The organism is Leptospira borgpetersenii serovar Javanica (genome assembly GCF_003046425.1).
Classification (GTDB): Bacteria; Spirochaetota; Leptospiria; order Leptospirales; family Leptospiraceae; genus Leptospira; species Leptospira borgpetersenii.
In genome coordinates, this window is record NZ_QAJG01000007.1 from 167,570 (window position 1) to 186,206 (window position 18,637).

The 18,637-nt window shown below is 40.0% G+C and carries 20 protein-coding genes; 8 read left to right on the forward strand and 12 right to left on the reverse strand.

Annotation, left to right across the window (positions count from 1 at the left end; translation table 11 throughout):
- Window positions 1-790 precede the first annotated feature (790 nt).
- Complete coding sequence (locus tag CLV95_RS07795; protein WP_002723067.1) at window positions 791-2,110, reverse strand: radical SAM protein; 1,320 nt, start codon at window positions 2,108-2,110, stop codon at window positions 791-793.
- A 1,011-nt stretch (window positions 2,111-3,121) separates the two neighbouring features.
- Here CLV95_RS07795 and CLV95_RS07805 point away from each other — a divergent pair.
- Window positions 3,122-4,288 carry a lipoprotein LipL45 gene (locus CLV95_RS07805; RefSeq protein WP_002735889.1) on the forward strand — a complete coding sequence of 389 codons (1,167 nt, stop codon included), beginning with the start codon at window positions 3,122-3,124 and terminating at the stop codon, window positions 4,286-4,288.
- 230 nt (window positions 4,289-4,518) lie between these two features.
- Here CLV95_RS07805 and CLV95_RS07810 read toward each other — a convergent pair whose 3' ends face one another.
- Both CLV95_RS07810 and lipA read right to left on the reverse strand, forming a co-directional pair.
- Window positions 4,519-4,812, reverse strand: coding sequence for a hypothetical protein (locus CLV95_RS07810; RefSeq protein ID WP_002723077.1), 294 nt, complete (start codon window positions 4,810-4,812; stop codon window positions 4,519-4,521).
- The gene (gene lipA, locus CLV95_RS07815) at window positions 4,800-5,705 is read right to left on the reverse strand and encodes a lipoyl synthase (RefSeq protein WP_026054134.1); all 906 of its coding nucleotides are present in this window, start codon (window positions 5,703-5,705) and stop codon (window positions 4,800-4,802) included. Before lipA ends, CLV95_RS07810 begins: the two co-directional genes overlap by 13 nt.
- 88 nt (window positions 5,706-5,793) lie before the next feature.
- Between lipA and CLV95_RS07820 the strand changes: the two genes are divergently transcribed.
- The 3 genes from CLV95_RS07820 to CLV95_RS07830 are packed head-to-tail and all read left to right on the forward strand — an operon-like array spanning window position 5,794 to window position 9,024.
- The gene (locus tag CLV95_RS07820; protein WP_016749553.1) at window positions 5,794-6,555 is read left to right on the forward strand and encodes a pseudouridine synthase; all 762 of its coding nucleotides are present in this window, start codon (window positions 5,794-5,796) and stop codon (window positions 6,553-6,555) included.
- Complete coding sequence (locus CLV95_RS07825; RefSeq protein WP_002735762.1) at window positions 6,552-7,970, forward strand: MBOAT family O-acyltransferase; 1,419 nt, start codon at window positions 6,552-6,554, stop codon at window positions 7,968-7,970. Before CLV95_RS07820 ends, CLV95_RS07825 begins: the two co-directional genes overlap by 4 nt.
- A gap of 19 nt (window positions 7,971-7,989) precedes the next feature.
- Entirely contained in the window at window positions 7,990-9,024 is a 1,035-nt protein-coding gene (locus tag CLV95_RS07830) for a DUF1574 domain-containing protein (RefSeq protein ID WP_002723048.1), read from the forward strand.
- A 90-nt stretch (window positions 9,025-9,114) separates the two neighbouring features.
- On the opposite strand, the gene fsa is transcribed toward CLV95_RS07830, so the two are convergent.
- From fsa to purN, 5 genes are all read right to left on the reverse strand, one after another.
- On the reverse strand, window positions 9,115-9,759 hold the full coding sequence (gene fsa / locus CLV95_RS07835; protein WP_002633037.1) for a fructose-6-phosphate aldolase: 645 nt from the start codon (window positions 9,757-9,759) through the stop codon (window positions 9,115-9,117).
- Between the two features lie 205 nt (window positions 9,760-9,964).
- On the reverse strand, window positions 9,965-10,693 hold the full coding sequence (locus CLV95_RS07840; protein ID WP_002735796.1) for a hypothetical protein: 729 nt from the start codon (window positions 10,691-10,693) through the stop codon (window positions 9,965-9,967).
- Between the two features lie 30 nt (window positions 10,694-10,723).
- Window positions 10,724-11,350 (reverse strand): hypothetical protein, encoded by a 627-nt coding sequence (locus CLV95_RS07845; protein WP_002723069.1) that lies wholly within the window; start codon window positions 11,348-11,350, stop codon window positions 10,724-10,726.
- A 1-nt stretch (window position 11,351) separates the two neighbouring features.
- Window positions 11,352-12,887 (reverse strand): bifunctional phosphoribosylaminoimidazolecarboxamide formyltransferase/IMP cyclohydrolase, encoded by a 1,536-nt coding sequence (purH, locus tag CLV95_RS07850; protein ID WP_002723101.1) that lies wholly within the window; start codon window positions 12,885-12,887, stop codon window positions 11,352-11,354.
- Window positions 12,888-12,890: 3 nt separating this feature from the next.
- Window positions 12,891-13,517: a phosphoribosylglycinamide formyltransferase gene (purN, locus tag CLV95_RS07855; protein ID WP_002723079.1), complete on the reverse strand. Its 627-nt coding sequence runs from the start codon at window positions 13,515-13,517 to the stop codon at window positions 12,891-12,893.
- Between the two features lie 301 nt (window positions 13,518-13,818).
- Here purN and fliS point away from each other — a divergent pair, with 301 nt between their 5' ends.
- The 3 genes from fliS to CLV95_RS07870 are packed head-to-tail and all read left to right on the forward strand — an operon-like array spanning window position 13,819 to window position 15,164.
- Window positions 13,819-14,262, forward strand: a complete 444-nt coding sequence (fliS, locus tag CLV95_RS07860) for a flagellar export chaperone FliS (protein WP_002723073.1) — start codon at window positions 13,819-13,821, stop codon at window positions 14,260-14,262.
- Between the two features lie 3 nt (window positions 14,263-14,265).
- Complete coding sequence (locus tag CLV95_RS07865) at window positions 14,266-14,685, forward strand: hypothetical protein (protein WP_002735694.1); 420 nt, start codon at window positions 14,266-14,268, stop codon at window positions 14,683-14,685.
- Entirely contained in the window at window positions 14,679-15,164 is a 486-nt protein-coding gene (locus CLV95_RS07870; RefSeq protein ID WP_016561409.1) for a J domain-containing protein, read from the forward strand. The genes CLV95_RS07865 and CLV95_RS07870 overlap by 7 nt, the downstream gene beginning before the upstream one ends.
- On the opposite strand, the gene CLV95_RS07875 is transcribed toward CLV95_RS07870, so the two are convergent.
- The 3 genes from CLV95_RS07875 to CLV95_RS07885 are packed head-to-tail and all read right to left on the reverse strand — an operon-like array spanning window position 15,151 to window position 16,857.
- On the reverse strand, window positions 15,151-15,648 hold the full coding sequence (locus CLV95_RS07875) for an LIC11661 family lipoprotein (protein ID WP_026054133.1): 498 nt from the start codon (window positions 15,646-15,648) through the stop codon (window positions 15,151-15,153). The two genes, CLV95_RS07870 and CLV95_RS07875, sit on opposite strands and share 14 nt — an antisense overlap.
- Window positions 15,645-16,199: an HNH endonuclease gene (locus tag CLV95_RS07880; protein ID WP_002729952.1), complete on the reverse strand. Its 555-nt coding sequence runs from the start codon at window positions 16,197-16,199 to the stop codon at window positions 15,645-15,647. The genes CLV95_RS07875 and CLV95_RS07880 overlap by 4 nt, the downstream gene beginning before the upstream one ends.
- Window positions 16,200-16,251: 52 nt before the next feature.
- The gene (locus CLV95_RS07885; protein ID WP_002723054.1) at window positions 16,252-16,857 is read right to left on the reverse strand and encodes a DedA family protein; all 606 of its coding nucleotides are present in this window, start codon (window positions 16,855-16,857) and stop codon (window positions 16,252-16,254) included.
- A gap of 126 nt (window positions 16,858-16,983) precedes the next feature.
- On the opposite strand from CLV95_RS07885, the gene CLV95_RS07890 reads away from it, so the two are divergent.
- A complete protein-coding gene (locus CLV95_RS07890) occupies window positions 16,984-18,129 on the forward strand; it encodes a deoxyguanosinetriphosphate triphosphohydrolase (protein ID WP_002735776.1) in 1,146 nt (381 codons plus the stop codon).
- A gap of 166 nt (window positions 18,130-18,295) precedes the next feature.
- Here the strand turns inward: CLV95_RS07890 and CLV95_RS07895 are convergent.
- Window positions 18,296-18,637 (reverse strand): LA_2272 family surface repeat-containing protein (locus CLV95_RS07895; protein WP_423790205.1); only part of this gene is annotated, 342 nt, incomplete at its 5' end.

Sequence of the window (18,637 nt, forward strand, 5' to 3'; positions counted from 1 at the left end):
CTTTCCAAAAATCGCATTCGATATGAGATGCTCAGCCGAGAAATCAGTTCAATTTTTCAAGAAGGTCGTTCCAAAAAATACCTAATTTCGGTTTTCCGCAAAGATTGGAAACTTTTTCCAAAAAAAATCTTCAGTTCTTGAAAACATACGGGGAGTTTCTTTCTGCCTCAAGACGTTTCGGTAAAAAGCTGGAAGGGGAACCTTAGACCAGTTTGGGAAAATGAAATATGAAACGAGTCGACGTTCGGGTGATCTGCAAACTGGACTCCTTTTGGAACTTTTGCTATAGGTCTACGGCGTGTCCCGCTACTATCTTTTCAATTATCTTCTGTGGTTAGGAGAACTGTATCGTAGATATTCGGGAGAAATGCCCGCATTTTTACAGCTATATTCTTCACTTAGACTGTTTTAAACAACCAAGTCACACGCAAGACTCCGCTACGAACTGGAAAATTACTTTTACTTTGGGAATATAAAGAACTCGTCTCAAAACTGTCTTCTGTAGGAGCGGCATTGCGTGCACTGTCATCAGTCCTCTGAATGTGGGAGTTCCCACAGAAACCGTTACATTGGCGGTTTTCTCCTGTCATTTAAGATTGTAATAGCTCCTACATTTTTGTTAAACTCAAGCCGTCTCGCTTCTATGGTCGCTCGAAGAAACTCAGTGTCTCGCTTCTATGGTCGCTCGACAGGATTTGAGACGGACTCCGATCAACCCAATATCAAAAAAATGTTATAGAAGAACAAGTAAAATGTACGTACATAGATGATAATGAAAGCAAGCGCCGTTTTAGCTTCTTTGCTGATAACCAATCACATCCATAAAAGCGGAAACGGAAAAAACAGCTTTACCCGGACCTGGTTCACCATAACCGGGAGGAACCGGTAAATTATATTTTTCGAATGTAGCTTTCCATACAGTCAAGAGCTCACAGAAATATTCCAAAGGAGGACCCGCTTGTGTTCCAAGAGTTGTATAAGGTTCAGGACACCAGGCAGTAAATCGCGGCATGATTCCTTTTGACATAAAGAAATCCAGACCTTCCTCTGTGGAAGCAATTGCTTCCCTAACAGTTGCAAATCCGTACGGTTTGGAAAGTTCTACTCCGCCCACAAAATTTGGAATTACACAAGAAGGACCGAAAACTTCCGCGGAATCCACGACTCTTCGAATCCAGTTGTCTCTCCCAATGTAGGCTTCTTTACCGGGACAGATTTTTTGAAATAAATTCTTATCCCAAACTTCATAATTCGGATGATAAACCTGAATGCCCGCATTTTTGAATTTCCTACAATCTTCTATTTCCCAAGCCTGAGAGACGATCTTACCCATCCATCTTCCCGGAAATTTAGATTCAATTGCCCGCGCGTAATCCAAATAAAAATCGATTTCATTTTTTTTCCTTAAGGATGTGATTACACTTCCGCCGGTAATCGTATAAACCTTCGCGGTTTGATCTTCTGCATCGATCCAGGATAAAACTTCCAAGATATCCTCGATATCTTTTATACCGGTGTAGGGACGCCCTGCATTTTTCTGTTGGCGATAGTTATGATTGATATCACAATATGCACATTCCTCTTCTTTTCCAAAATACTGACAGTTTCTAAAAACAGTAAGATAGATCAAATATCCCCATTCAATTACGGGTGCAATCTCACCGGGAAGTTTTCCGTTTTTTGTTCTGTGACGATACCAAGCGGGAAGAGGTGGAAACTCAACATCCCCTAAAAACGTTTCACCAAGATAGAGGGAAGGATTCCCATCCGGAGACTTTTTGACTTTGTAGGGAGAATTTGGGTTGTTCCGTGTGGAAATTACCGTAGGAAGAAGACTGAAATGACCATTAGAAACTTTTATCTCTTCGGGAGCTTTGACGTCTGTACCTTCTCCTAATTCTGAAAATGGAATATGATCAAAGGAGAATATGAAATAATCTTTGGTTTTGTATTTTCCTGTTACATCAAAGGCTTCTTTAAGAAAATGGATTCCTTGTCTGAGGATATCTTGTTTGACGATGGCCTCCATAGGAATGAATTTGTATTTCCTTTCCATTTCTTCCAGAAGTGGAATGGTAGAATTTTGGCGGATTGAATCTGTGGCTTCCATCTTGATAAAGACAATGTCTCCAAAGGAACTGAAATGACACGCAGTTTTTTTCGGAAAACGGATCCGATTTTAAGAAGAAATTTAAAAAAGAAATCATCTTTTTAAAAATATGAGAAACCAAATCTTTTACAACTTGGGATAAACTTAAAATGACCGACTCGAAAAAATACTGAGAATCTATCCTAAAATCCTAAAAGAAACCAGTTTATAACCATTTGGTAAATTCATAATAAAACGTATGAGTTCCTACAAATTACGGTTTCTATGGATTCTCGAATAGACTTTATTATTGGAACACTCTTATGAGAGATTCCCATATTTTGAGGTTTTGAAACAAATTCTTGTTCTATGCTGGATTGTTAATTCGATTCGGAACTGTTTTTGGACACAGATTTTCTATTGAACGGGGTCGCATGAATTCCGCTTTGGATTTTCGACAAACTCGTTCTTTAAGTTCGGGATTCAACGAAATGATTTCGATTCTATTCAGATTTCCGTAAGAGTTCGATCATCTCCGAAACCAGTGTAAATCGAACCGACGTAAAACTAGGATGAATCCGAAGGAAAAGGGAATTACGGTCGAAATATAAAAAGAGGGATTTCATCGTTTTAGGAAAAATTTTGGGTAGTCTCTGACTACCCAAAAAAATCGATTCTTGAATACTCTAAAGGCGTTTTATTAACATGCAATCTGCGTAGAGAAGAAAAAAACCGCCTAAATGAGTAGATCTGTATGATGAATAGCTCAATTCGAGATCTTTTTACTAATTTCGTGCCTTAAAAACCCGAATTTTTTATTTGTTACTAAAATCTTCATATACGAGTTTCGTTTCAAATTTAGCATACAGATGGAGAAGTTTATTTTACCGATTTTGGCCTAGAAATGTTTTCGTTTAAGCAAAAAAAAATTGAAAGATTTGAAAAAAAAGATTCTATTGTTTGTTGAGAAATAATAGATAGAGGCTGTTTACCACCGCAGTCCTGTTATCAATCCAATCTTAAGGAAAATGTATGAAGAAGCTCTTAATCGTTTCCTCAATCGTATTGACCACCGGAGTTTTGGTGTTCAACGCTTGTAAGAAACCTGAAAGTTCTAAGTCAGCCGCTATTGGTAAAGAAAACAGTCCATCGGCTGTTGTTGTGTTCAGTGTAGGAGAAGCTAAAATTCTTCACACTGATCTAACGGAAGAGAAAGCCACATTGGGTGCTAGTCTAAAAACTGGAGATAAAGTCAGTACGAAAGATAAATCCAAAGTCGATATTCAATTTGCAGACGGATCTGCGGTTCGAATTTCCGAAAATTCCGTAATTGACTTTGATGCTCTTACAATAAATTCAAAAGGTAATTCCGACACAAGACTCGCACTTGTTTCCGGGAAAGTCTTTGCAAAAGTCAACAAGGCCTCCAAAGAAGATCAATTTTCTGTGGTCACTCCAACCGCAATCGCTGGTGTTCGAGGAACTTCCTTCATCGTAGACAGATCTAAATCTGACAAAGCGGTCGTAAAAGTTTTAGACGGTGCGGTTGCAGTAGCTCCTCGAATTGCGATTCTGGAAGGTTTGAGCGAAGAAGAAATCGCAAAGAATGAAAATCTAAAAAAGATCCAACAAAGTGTTGTATCTTCGGAAGTTGTTCTGGAGAAAAATCAAGCTTCCGTTTTGAAGGCTGATGATAAGTCTCTGGAGGCAAAAGATTCCTCTAAAATCAGTGAAAAGAATATCGCCGCTGTTGTGAAAAAATTGGACAGTTCGGGAATCTCTAAAAAAGAAGAAGAGGAGATTCGAACAATTGTAACCGTAGACAAAGAGACTACGGAAAAAATGGTTCGTATTAATGAGGAATCGTCCGGAAAGGTTGACGAGCAGAAAGCCGCTTCTCTAGAAGCCGAGAGAAAAAAACTAGAAAGTGAAATAGCAACTCGCCAGGAAGAAGAAGTTAAGAAATTCAAGCAAATCCTAGTTTCCGCTCCCAAAGAACTGAAATCCAGTAAGGATATCGTAAACTATTACGAAAGAATCGAAAAGATTATCATGACTGACGGATCTTCTATGATCGGTGCAATTGTGGATCAACAAGGATCTACGATGATCGTTCATACCGAGCAAGGTATTAAGAAGATCAATCAAGCGGATGTTCAAGAAGTGATTTACGACTTCCAAACGAAAGCTAAATTTTGATAACAGAGATTGAACCTGAAATCAGGTGGAAAAAACCCAGGCAAAGACCTGGGTTTTTCATTTTATTGCAAACGTTCGGCTTCATCAGCATTTAGGTTTTTTAATTCCTCATTTTGTTCATCAAGCAGCATGACTTCTGTAAACCTGATTTTAGGACTTTACGACATACACAAACCACTGATCCCTAAAAACCTGACATCTATCAGGCGAGTAGAATCGTAAACATCTTTTCAAAAATCGAATCTTTGATTCCAGAGCGAATAAATCGATTCCAAAATTTCTTCCATATCGATGAGCATAACTTGCTCTTTCCAATGAAGAACCATCTTATTCCTACCGAATCGATTGATTTCTGCCCAATGCGCGTCTAAGTTCGGGATCAAGTTGATCGTTTTTTCCAAAAGATTTTTAACTTCGAATCTACTGACAGGACCTTCTTGATTAGAAAGAAATTGAATCATAGAATGATAGATAAGTTTCTTAATCTCTTCGGGAGACGGACCAAAGTTTTTTAGGGATTCCATGAGACTTGCTCATCTGCGTGATAAGAACTTCTGACTAGAGGACCCGAAAAAACTCCTTTGAATCCGATAGACTTACCGTAAATTCTCAATTCTTGAAACACCTCCGGAAGAACATACTTTTTAACGGGAAGATGAGTCGGTGTCGGTTGAAGGTATTGTCCGAGTGTCAGCAAGGAGACTCCGACCCCGATTAAATCTCTCATACATTCCTTCACTTCTTCCACGGTTTCACCCATTCCTAAAATCAATCCACTCTTTGTAAGAAACCCTTTTTCGGAGGCGATTTTTAGAACGTCGAGAGAACGTTCATATTTTTTCTGAGGGGCAACTTCGGGAAATAAGCGTTTTATGGTTTCCACGTTGTGATTGAAAATATCCGGTTTACACTGAAAAATAATTTCCAAAGATTCTGGTCGAACCTTAAAATCCGGTACTAACAGCTCGATCTTACAATCCGGAAGTTCTTCTCTTACTGCTTCCACCGTTTCCGCAAAGTGGGCCGCACCACCATCTTCTAAATCGTCTCGATTCACGGCGGTAATTACCACGTGTTTTAAGCCAAGAGCGATTGCTGATTCGGCTACTCGTTTGGGTTCGTCCCGATCCAAAGCGGAGGGCTTACCGGAAGCAACATCACAATAAGAGCAACGTCTCGTACAAATATCTCCTCCGAGCATATAGGTCGCCGTCTTTCTGGACCAGCAATGGTTTAGATTCGGACAAGAAGCACTTTCGCAGACAGTGTTGAGTTTTTTTTTCTCCAGAGAATTCCGAACTATGGCAACTGGATTGTTTTTTGGGTCGGGAAAAGTAAGTTTTACTTTGAGCCAATCCGGTTTTTCAGGGGCTTCTTGGAGAAAATGAGTGCGAGGTTTCTTTTTAAGCGGATTTATCATATGTTTCGAATGAGCACAGAGTTTCTACTTCTATTTTCGTATGAGAGAGAGTTCGGGTCAATGAAAGTTTTAGATAGAAGATTTTTTGAGTCTTTTCGAAATGGAAGAATTCATGCAATCCAAAAACGATTCAAACGCCCGAGATGAAATTCGACTGAATCGATTTCTCGCGGATTGTGGTTTAGGTTCTCGTAGAAAAACAGAAGAACTGATTCTCAGGGGCCAAATTACAATCAACGGTAAACGAGTGACTGATTTGGGAACCAAAATCAAACCTGGGAGTGACGTGGTTTCTTATTTAGGAAATGTTGTAGAACCGACAAGAAAACCCAAAAGAATCCTAATTTTAAATAAACCGGTCGGATATCTTTGTTCTCATGGAGATCGTTTTCACGAGAAGACAGTTTTTTCTCTTCTTCCTTTGACTTATAAAAATTTTAAAATTGCCGGACGACTCGATCTCAATTCAAGAGGACTCCTCATTTTGACAAACGACGGTGAATTAGCTCAAAAAATTTCACACCCTTCCAACGGTTCCGAAAAAGAATATCTCGTGACCTTAAACCACGATCCGGGAGAAAAGTGGATTCAGGCCACTTTTCAAAAAGGGATTTTGGATGCAGGAGAAATTCTGCGTGCAAAAATGGTTAAACTCGTTCCGGGTAAGAATTGTGTATATCGTGTTACTCTTGAAGAAGGCAAAAAAAGACAAATCAGAAGAATGTTCCACGCATCTGGAGCGAGCGTGATCGATCTGCAAAGAATACGCATCGGTTCGATACAACTGGAAAAACTGGGCATAGAAGAAGGTAAATTTCTTCTAACTGAGACGGGAATTTGGAAATGAACTTTATCAGCATTGAGTTTCTTTTATTTTTTTTGGCATTCTATCTGATCTACTGGAACATTCCGGGAAAGAGTAGAAAGTATCTCGTGGTCTTAGGATCCGCGTTTTTTTATTCCCTATTTGGCCTTAATTTTTTATTTCATCTCATTCTGGTCGTTTTTGCCAACTGGTTCTTATACCGATATCTGTACGAAAAGACTTGGTATGTAAAGGCTATCGTCATTCTCAATATCCTTAATTTGGGTCTATTCAAATATTTTTATTTACTCATGGAGTTCATCGGTTTTGTATTTTCGATTCCGGTCCTTCAAAAAAAGACATCGCTTGACGCGGAATTTTCGGCTTTGTTCCATTTAGAGGGATTTGAAGTCGTCCTTCCCGCTACGATCAGTTACTATACGTTCCAATTGATCTCTTTTGCGGTGGATTCAAAACGAGAAGGTTTTGATAAGGACGTTAGTCTCACGGGATTTTTCTCTTTTATCTTTTTCTTTCCTGTGATGATTGCAGGGCCGATTTTACGATTCGATCAAGTTCGGAATCAATTTGAAAATCCAACAATGACCCCTTCTAAATTGATCGACGGTCTTTGGCTTTTTGTCCGAGGTCTCGTTAAAAAAGGATTATTATCTGCGGCGGTTCTTCCCTTGATCGCGCCTGTATTCCTATCTCCGAAAGATTATTCCGGAATCGCACTTTTACTGACTTGTTTCCTCTTTGCAGCCAACCTTTATTTCGACTTTTCGGGACTTACGGATATGGCGAGAGGGATCGGAAAGTTAATGGGGTTCGATCTACCGGAGAATTTTAAGGCTCCGTTTTTCTTCCGGAGCTTCGGAGATCTTTGGCGTAGATGGCATCTAACGTTTTCCTTTTGGATTCGAGACTATATTTATATTCCATTAGGTGGATCGAAAAAGGGAGAAATTAGAACGGCCATTAATCTTATCGTAACCTTCATGTTAGGCGGACTTTGGCACGGGGCAAGTTTGAACTTTCTCATATGGGGCCTGCTCACAGGTATTTATTTATCTTTGGAAAGATTATTCGAAGTGCGAAATTGGAGAATTCTTCCTGAAATTCCTTATGTAAAAGCGGTTATACGTTATGCTTTCGTGCTTGTCGTATATTCGATTTCTTGGACTTTCTTTTTTACACCAAATTTTAATTCCGCGACGTCTTCCATTGCAAGAATTTTGACGTTTCAAAACGGACAACCTTTGATAGGATTCGAAACGGGAATGTATATGCTTCTTTTCGTATTTTTATTTCATATACCTGAAGAATGGCCTGAAAAATATTCGGTTCCCGAAATCTGGAGAGCGAGATTTTTGCCGATTTTAGGCCTGATTGTTCTTTTTATCATGATTGGAACAAATGCGGGAAACGCGGATTTTTTCTATTCAAGGTTTTAGGTTTTAACTGGTTTTATCTATGAAGAAAATTTATATCTATTATCCGATTCTATTTCTCGTATTCATATTTTGTTTGGATAAAATATTTACTCTCGAATATTTTCAAAAGAATTTTATTCAAGCCGGTAATACGGTTTACTACACGCAAAGAAAATCCCTATTTGAAAAATTGATTCATGATAAGAACTTAAAAGAACGTTCTTTGGCGCTTGCTTTTGGAGATTCCAGAGCTTATCCGTATTCTGCGATGGGAATCGACAAAAAACTGCAAAAGGATTGGATATTATATAATTTTTCTGGCCCTCAAGCGGTTCCCGCTTATGGTTTCTATTGGTTTGAAAAAATTATCAACCAAGGATTAAAACCTAAATTTGTATTTTATGTTGTAAGCCCGGAAGGTTTTGATGATACCAAAGGAATTTTTTACGATCCGTTTTTAAAATACGGAGCGGATGACGAATTTCTACTCAAGTATGCGGATCAAATTTCGTTCGAAGATCGTAAGAAACTGCTTTTAGATCGCCTTTTTGTGGTTAGACGAGTTAATCCGGATTTAAAATTATTCTTCAAAAGACTTCAGGAAAAAAAATTGGCCGAATACAATCCGGCATTTAACACTGAGTATATGGTTCTCAATTTGAACCATGGAGAACAATTTGCCTATACCACTTTCTTAAACGATCCGGATCGGTTGGAAAAGGATGCAGCGCGAATCCGAAATTTATATCTTTCTACGTTCATTCTTGGACCGACTCAGTTCTTTTTTGTAGAGCAGTTTTTGAAGTTGGCGAAAGAAAACGATGTAAAAGTCTATCTTATTTGGCCGAAAGTTTACGAAACGTATCGAAAACGTTATTACGAGTTGGAAATGGAAAAAACTTGGTGGCCGAAAATTCAGGATCTTGCAAAGAGATATTCCGCCGTTTCAGTCGATTTGAATACTCAGACTTCCTGTGAACTTTTCTATGACGCTTCTCACCAATCGATTATGTGTTTTTTGGAATCGATGAAATTGATGATCGATGATTATTATGGATTTAAGAAGATTCAGTAAAAAAGCCCTCTTACATGCAGGAAGGCTTTTTAAATTTTGAGAAAATCGATCAGAAGGGTGCTTTTATTTGAGGCGAATTTTTCCGAATGATTACCATTTTAGCTTTTTGGAATCTTCCAAAAACTTTTCGAGCCCGATATCGGTTAATGGATGTTTGAAAAGTTGCAAAAATGCGGAATGAGGCATAGTCGCACAGTCGGCTCCTCTCAAAGCGGATTCCTTTAGATGCATAGGCCCGCGAATGGAAGCCGCTAGAATTCTCGTATCATAGCCGTAGTTGTCATAGATTTCTCTAATTTCGGAGATCAGTTCCATTCCGTCCCAGCTTGTATCGTCGACTCTTCCGATGAACGGAGAAATATAAGTGGCTCCTGCTTTCGCAGCCAGAAGGGCTTGAGAAGAGGAAAAACAAAGAGTTACGTTTGTAGGAATATTTCTTTTGGTGAGTTCTACAACAGTTTTAAGACCCTCCGGAATCAAAGGTACTTTGATGACTACGTTTTCGGCAATCTCCACAAGCTCTAGGGCCTCTTTCATCATTCCATCGAACTTTGTAGAAAGAACTTCCGCACTCACAGGACCGGAAACTATGGAACAAATTTCTTTGATGACTTCTCTAAAATTTCTTCCCGACTTAGCGATAATCGAAGGATTAGTAGTCACTCCGTCTACGAGTCCGTAGGATGCGATTTCTTTAATTTCGTCTATATTTGCGGTATCTAAATATAATTCCACCGACATGCTCCATAAAAATAGGATGCTTAGAGCATGTGGGGAAAGCTAAGGTAAGGTCAATTTAATTTTTACTCAAGCCAAACGTAACACAATGCTCTTCGAATCAGTACCTCACTCCCGATGGGTCGTTCGGTAGGGTCAATAGAATTTTGCTGCCAGTGACATCATATACTTGGATTTCCGATGCCTTAACGCATCGGATTTTTTAAAGAATCAGGTCGCGAAGAGTTTTGATCTCTTCCGCGCTGAAAAATTCTTTGTATTCCTTTTCGATCTGGAATCGGATCGAAGAACTAAAGTAATCCACCCTTCTTGTAAAAGGCATTTTTTTATAGGCTTCTTTCCACTGAACTACGTATCCCCCTTTGGGAGGAGATTGTTTCTCATCCGTTTTTTCCCAAAGAATCGCACCTCCGATTTTATTCTCTGCTAGAGATTCTTTCTTAGGTTTTCCGTATTTCTGTTCTAGTTTTTGTTGCACGTCTTTTCCGGGAAGATACCGAAATAAAACTCCCACAGAAAATAAAATTCCAGGTGCGGAATGATTTTCGTCTTCCAACTCGGATTTGTTTTCCGCTGTCGGAGTCGGTCTTTGATTTTTCGGTCTGGAATCGGTTACGATCTTAGGAGTGGAATAAAAACGATACGAATAGAAAATACCGTTTCTGCGAATGAGAAGAGTTTTTTCCTTATCTTCGAAAACGATTTCTACCTTTTCGTCACTCTGAGGATTTGTGGAAAGAGATAAGAATTTTTCACGCATATTTGCGTAACTTTCACCCCAAGAAGATTCCGCAAATCCTTCCAATAGATTGGCCACTTGCCCTGGTGTGCTGGTAGGTTGTCTTCGATCCGGTAACGTTTCGTCTGGAAGTTGTGCAAAAAGTGTCGCAGGAGCCAGAATCAAAGAAAAAAGAAGGACAGAAATTCTCATGCTCTTTCTATCGGCAATTTCGGGAGAAACCTATTCAGAATCTTCTTCAGTAAAACGATTTTTCGAATTTGAAAATTGAATTCCCCCGAACTTTACCTTTCCATTCCAACGAAGAACAAGTAAAACTGCGATGATTGATATGTTTGGTAGCACGAACAAGAACGGAATCTCATGAAAAAGTCCGTATACGGCGAGATTGGAAGAAATGACAGAGAGCGCAGATCCACTGAGAATAGGAATTTCCTGTTCGAAAAAACGAACCAAAAAGTGATTCGGACTCGTAGAGGGAAGGTCTTTGAGAACCAATTCCACGAGAACACCGTAGGTCGTCAAAAGAGTTGCAGGTAACAAAAACGAAAGAAAGAAATAGTTCCCAAATGCGTCGGAATAATGAGGCGCACCGATGATTCCACCGAGCAAAGTCCAAAGATAAGAAATAAAGGCGGAGACGAAGAACGCGATTGCTCCGTATTGAAGACTTCCGTTGAATTCCAACAGTTTGATAAGTTCGTCCGGAATAATTCGAATCCAATCCACAAGCTCCAATCTTTCGAAGGATTCTCTTCCGGAAAGAAACAGAAGTTTAAAATAATAATCCGCGAGAACAAGTACTCCCGAAACGATTCCGAAGAAGATTAAATAAAGTAAAAATTCCATATCAGTGCCTGAAATGCCTCATCCCCGTAAAGACCATAATGAGTCCGTGTTCGTCCGCCGCTTGAATTACTTCCGCATCTCGAACCGAACCGCCAGGTTGGATGATCGCTTTCGCTCCGGCTTTTGCAAGAGCATCGATCCCGTCTCTAAACGGGAAGAATGCGTCGCTTGCAACATAGGAACCAACTACGGATAAACCGACGTTTAACGCCTTGTTAGCACCTAACTGCACCGAGTCAACTCTAGACATCTGCCCCGCGCCGATTCCAAGAGTTGCATTTTCTTCCGTATAGACGATCGCATTGGATTTGATAAAACGAACACAAGACCAAGCAAACATCAAACCACGAATATCATCGGACGTAGGTTGTTTTTTAGTAACTACTTTTAGATCTTTTTCCGTAATCGTAGTATAATCTCTCTCTTGTATGAGCAAACCGTGATGGATCGGTCTTAGATCCAATTCGTCGAGCGCCTCTTTGAAGTTTTCAATTTCAATCAGACGGATATTCGGCTTTTTAGAAAAAAGTTCCAGAGCCTCCGGGGCGAACTTTTGAGCGATCACACCTTCTACGAAGTTTTCAGTGATGGCCGTAGCCAACTCTCCATGTACGATTCCTTTGATTCCAATTACTCCGCCGAATGCGGAAATCGGGTCGGTTCTTCTTGCAAGCTGAAACGCTTCCAAAGGATCGTCCGCATATGCAATCCCGCAAGGATTAAGATGTTTGATGATACAAACCGTGTTTTCCGGAAGTAGGCTAGAGATGTGAAACGCCGCATCGAAATCCAGCATATTGTTAAACGACAGTTCCTTTCCTTGTAAAGGAGAAAAATCACTCTTCACAAAAAGGGGTTCGTAAAAAGACGCGGCTTGATGGGGATTTTCCCCATATCTGAGTTTTTGTTTTTTTAAGAAGGAAAGATTGAGAACATCCGGGAAAACGTCTCCGGCTTGTTTGTGGAACCAGGATGAAATTGCGGTATCATACATCGCAGTATGAGAGAATGCTTTTCTCATATAACCCGCGGCCACTTCTTCCGAAATTCCTCCGGACGCAATCAAAACTCGTACTTCCTCGTAATCGCTCGGATCAGTGAGAACGAGAGTGTGTTTATAATTCTTAGCCGCGCTTCGAATCATGGAAGGCCCACCGATATCGATATTCTCGATTGCTTCCTCCAATTGAACTCCCGGTTTGGAAACCGTCTTTAAAAACGGATACAAGTTTACGACTACCAAATCTATTTTAGGAATTTTTAATTCTTCCATCTTCTGTTTGTGAGCTGGATTGGAAACGACTCCGAGCAAACCTCCGTGCACTTTCGGGTGGAGGGTTTTGACTCTTCCCTCTAAAATTTCCGGAAAACCGGTGTAATCGTCGATCGCGATTGCTTGGATCCCGTTGTCTTTTAAAAGTTTTAACGTTCCGCCGGTGGAGATGATTTCAACGCCGTTTTGATTTAGAAATTGTGCAAATTCTACTATATCGGATTTGTCGCTAACGGAAATAAGAGCTCTCTTAATTTGTATCATTACTTACTCAATGCTTACCTTTCTATTATGGATCTTAAGCCTATCCTCGCAAAAGTATTGAACCGCGAGTGGTAGGATTTTATGTTCCTCTTTGAGAATCTCCAGAGTCAAATCTCTTTCCGACATTCCTTCTTCGATTTTCACGACTCCTTGAAGAATTACGGGACCGGAGTCCACTCCCTCGTCCACGAAATGTGCAGTGCAACCGGCAATCTTAACCCCGTATTCAAAGGCCTGTTTTTGGGCATTCAGTCCTGGAAATGCCGGTAAAAGAGAAGGGTGGATATTGATGATACGATTGGGAAAAGCTTGGATGACCTGGTTTTTCAGGATTTTCATATAACCTGCGGTTACGATAAGGTCGGGTTCCAGCTCGATGAGGAAATTCAAAAGTTTCTTATGATATTCGGATTTGTCCACAAAGGAAGCAAAATTAAAAACATGAGAAGGGAGTTTAAATTCCTGAGCAACTTCCAGCGCTTTTGCATCCGGATTGTCACAAATCAATGCAGATCCAACTCCCCGAATTTTTCCGACTTTAATTCTTTGGAGAACTGCCTTGAGATTGGAACCTCTTCCGGAAGTTAAGAATACGATCTTTTTTTTAGGCTTTGTAAACGGGCTTGCCAAGAAAATTTTATCCGGGTAAAATCAGAATCGCCCCCGAACTGGAAATTGATTCAGAAAGACGATTTCGGGAACACCAAGCGGATTTTTCTAACTCGGTCAATAAACTGTGGATTTTTCCTTTCAAAGATTAAAATTCACGCAAAAATCTGTGGAAATTTTAGTTTTAATATTTCTACGAGATTTTTTTAGGTTTTCGGGTTCTTAAAAGATTACCGAAAGTTTTCAGAGAAACCGCAAGAATGTTCAAGTCCAGCATTAAGGAGGCAACCGTTTTTGTCGAAAAGTATTTCAGGAGAGATACATGTCACTTGCCAGAAAATCCACAGCGACCGTTGAACAATATAAATCCAACGAAATCTCGACTGTCAGCCAGGGCAAACTCATCGTTATGCTCTATGACGGGGCGATTCGCTTTTTAAATATCGCTCTGGAGAATAATACTCCTCGGAAATACGATGTGGTCAACAACCATATCCTCAAAGCCGGAGAGATCATTACGGAACTTATGCTTGCTCTCAATTTGGAACAAGGTGGAGAAGTGGCGAATAACCTCCTCGGAATTTACGTTTATATCAAAAAACGTCTCTTGGAAGCAAATATGAAGAAGGACTCCGAAATCCTCCAAGAAATCATCAAGTATATGGAAGACCTAAAATCGGCTTGGGAAGAAATAGAAAAAAAAGAAAAATCGAATGTCGTTCCTACACCATTCCAAGGTAGTCGCGGTTTATCAATTCAGGGGTAACAATTGTCGGATTCAAATTCAATCGATCTGAATCGTAGTCTTGTCGTCCTTTACGGAGATAAGATTCTTTTGCTCGAACAATTGATTACCAATCAAAAGCGACAAATGGAAATATTCGGGTTCGGAGACGGAGAAGGCGCGGCCAAAATCGAAGACTCAAATGAAAAAATCATCGACCAACTTTGTTCGGTGGATCTTAAGATCGAAAAAATGGCGGAAGGTGTTCCTCAAACTTTGGAATTGATCGAACTTACGGAAATTCTATTTCAAAAAATGGAAGAATCCAGATTTCTACATTCTCAAGTGGAAGAGAGAATGAAAAAAATTCTGAAAGAGTACCAGAAAGAATTAAATCAGGTCCAAGTTCAAATTCAACTCAAGCGCCATTTCAGACGAGACTATTGGAAGACGGGAGCTTGTTAGAAAGAGCCCTGGAGTTTCTAGGTTTAGAACCGGGGTTTAACGAAAAAGATCTGAAAGAACGTTTTTATTTCCTATCCAAAAAGTATCATCCCGATAGGGGAGAATTTTCAAACGATTCTCTATTCAAAAAATTGATCGAGTACAGAGATATTTTATATTCTTATTTGGGACAAGAAACTTTCAAAAAAGCGAATGTATTTGCCGATCCTTCCAGAAATTTTCACAAAGACGATTACACGATTTACAAACGGGCCAGAGAAATCTATGATTCTGCGATCCACGAATACTATAAACTCACAGAAGGAAATCCTATTTTTTTAAACGGAGAGGAGAACCCGGTTCTCCGAAAACTCAGACATTCCCTGGAAATTTCCAAATTGGGATTCGAAGAATTGATTTCCTCTCATCCTCAAAGCATCTGGATTCCGGACGCGAAAGATACACTCCAGAAAATCGAAGTTTGGTTTAAGGCACCTTAAGAGAATTAGAAGGCATTGAAAAAACGAAACCGGACGTGTTTCCATTCGTTATGCTGACGACCAATACATGCGAACGAAGAGTTAGATACTGTCCTGAAGAGAGAGTCACGTTCATCTTACAAATTCGATTTGGATTTTCTCCGGTCCCGATTGCAGCCAAAGGTCCGCTGTTCGGACTGAGTTCGATTGAATATTCCAGCGGTTGATTCGGAATTAAATTCAAGATTCCGTCCACACAATCGACTCCCGAATTTAGATCTGCAGGAAATCTGGAATCATTTTCCCTATTTGCCACATACAATCGATATCCACTGAAAAGAAGTTCGGGATTTCCCGCTCGCAATCGAAGTTCGTAACCGCTTGCAATCGGAACGATACTGACCAAAGTAGGCGGGGTAGATATCAGACGTGTTGTGGAATAGTGGGGACAACCGAGTAAAAGTGAAAATACTGGAAGCAAAAGCGAAATATAAAAACGTTTCAAAAAGAAATATACTCCCGCCAACCGAACTTTTCTACCTGCTGGTCCGATATTGAGTAGAGTGGAAATCTTAACTTGGGTGTCACTCGATTTTCTTCCGGTAAGTTCCATTTCAATTCGGCGAGAAGTTTATTTCCTTTTCGAGTGTTGCAATGTCTACATGCGGCAACCAGATTTTCCCAAGAATTGAATTCCTTCGGCCTTTCTTTTTTGGGAACGTGTTCCCATCGACTCCGTGGAATTACGTGGTCGAGTGTAAGCTTTGCACTTGGAAATTTTTTTCTACAATAGACACAATGATAGTTATCTCTTTGAAAAATATTTTCCCTGGAAACTCGATCCCTTCTGGGAGGAACTCTGTAATAGTCCCGGAGAAGTATGATTCTAGGTGCGGTGAATTTGAGTTTTTCGGAACGGATTAAAAAGTTTTTATCATCCTTGATGAGTTGTGCTTTTTCAAGAATGATTAGAATCAGGGCATCTTTGACCGACCGAATCCCGATGGGAACGTAACCGGCATTCAGTACGAGCACTGGCTGCGCAAGAATGTCCATAAACTGGTCAAAAAATAACCGATGGCTGGAAGATGTAAAGAAATTCTCTAGGTTAAGAACGTTTCTTTCGGATCCAATAGGCGATTCCGAAAAATAAAAACACGGTTCCCAAAACTCCGAAAATCAGAAGTTGTCCATTGTGAACCCAATTCATCAGGGTATCGAAATTATATGCTCCGAAATATCCCAAATAAACCCAAACCGGGACCGAAATGATTGCGGCGAGAAAATCAAGGGTTACAAAACGATAAAATGAAATTCGATCCGAGGTTCCGGCCGTGAGATAAATCGGCATTCTAAGGCCCGGCATAAAACGAGCCATGAAAGTGACCCAGTTTCCGTAGCGAGAAATTTTATCCTGAACCTTTGCAAAACGTTCGGGAGTAACAATCCTTGAAATCATTGGAATCTGAAGAACACGTACTCCGTAAATTCTCCCGATTAAAAAGACGGAGCTGTCTCCGATGAGAACACCGGCCATTCCGATGAGAAACATAAAATGTGGGTCCGCTTTACCGAATCCTGCGATTACTCCTCCGGAAACCAAGGAAATGTCTTCGGGAACCGGAAGTCCGAAACCGCAAAGAATGAGTGCTAAAAAGACAGCAATGTATCCGTATTCCGAAAAGATATTAACCAAAATATTTAAAAATTCCATTTCTTCAGTAAATGCCTTGTGAATTTAGGATTTCAGGACAGTAAAAAACGTCTCGTTTAAAATAGCAGTAAACAAAACAAAAAAAGTGGGCAGACTTTTAGGTAAAGTTCCGAAATTTTGTAAAACGTGTATTTTTCCAGAAACGACCTGATCCAAAAAGAAATCGCGGGACTTGCTCCTTACGCCATTTCCAGTACAAACAATGGAGGAAGATTTTACGAAGAAGAAGAACATTCTTACCGTCTTCCGTTTCAAAGGGACAGAGACAGGGTTCTGCATTCCAGTGCATTCAAACGTCTTCAATATAAAACTCAAGTGTTTATCTTTTCCGTCGGAGAAAATTATCGAAACCGAATGACACATACCCTCGAAGTTGCCGGTCTTTCCAGAACGATTGCAAGTGCACTTGGGCTTAATTCTCATCTTTCCGAATCTATCGCTTTAGCTCACGACTTAGGCCACACTCCTTTCGGTCATGCGGGTCAAGAAATTTTATCTAGTCTTATGAAAGATCATGGCGGTTTTGAACACAACAAACAATCTCTTCGAATCGTAACTTCGATCGAAAAGAAATATCCAAACTTTCCCGGGCTGAACTTATGTAGGGAAACTTTGAAAGGTTTGATGAAACACGGTACCGAGTATGATCCTTCCATGATGCTTTTGGAAAGAAAAGAAAGCGGCCCTTCTTTAGAGGGAATGATCGCAGACCTTTCGGACGAAATCGCATATACGAGTCACGATATTGAAGATGGTTGGGAGATGGGTTATTTGCACCTCGGTGATTTATCCGAAAATCCCTTTTGGAAAGAAGTCTACGAAGAATGCAAGGAACAATACAAGGATGTAGGTGAAAAAATTCTAGTTCGAACCGCGATTCGAACGTTGACTAATTCTATGGTCTCGGATCTGATCCAAAATATTTCCCTTCAGTTGGAAACATTCCAAGTGAGGTCCACGGAAGATCTGATTCGTTTATGGAAACAGGGAATTCGAATCGCTTCTTTTTCGGAAAAAGTCGATTCTAAATTCAGGGAGCTCAAATTTTTTTTGTACGAAAAACTTTATCGCCACGAAGACTTGGTTCGTATGAGCGATTACGGTAAAAAAGTCATAGAATCCTTATTTGATTATTTTTTAAAACATCCTGAGAAAGTTCCGGACACGTATAAGGAACGGATCGAGGAAGAATCCCTACATCGAGTCATCAGCGACTACGTGGCCGGTATGACCGATCGATACGCGGAGAAGATTTATCAATCGTTGCCTTGAAATTCGATTTATAGAGGGCGTTTCAGCCAAAAGGCAGCAGAGCGTTTCCGTTGACTCTTAACGAAGTTAAGAATTAAGAACTCGACGCGACTTTTTCTATCTGAGAGGAAAAAATAGTGTGCGACACGTCCGTTTTGGTTTTTTTAAAATTAAACTTTTAGAATGTTTAATTTGTCGGCCCCGTTTCCGTTTTAAGTCCTGTCTTCGGCGTTGAAAATGGTGTTTCAGATTTCGGTTTCGAACAATAGTTTGCCATGATCATAATAGGAAACGTATTGTTGGGGCAATAGTTTATAATTCCAATTTGGAGTCCGATGCTTTTACTCGATCCGATATTGATTGCCCCTATGCTGAATGACAAGCCTTCCTGGAAGTTGGTGATTCCTAAATTGAATCCTTCTGTATCTCTATTAAAAATACCTACATTCATTCCTTTTGAAGAAAGGTTGATCGCGCCGATCGTTAGGCCATTTGTTTCGTAATTCCCGACTCCAATCGTTAGATAGAA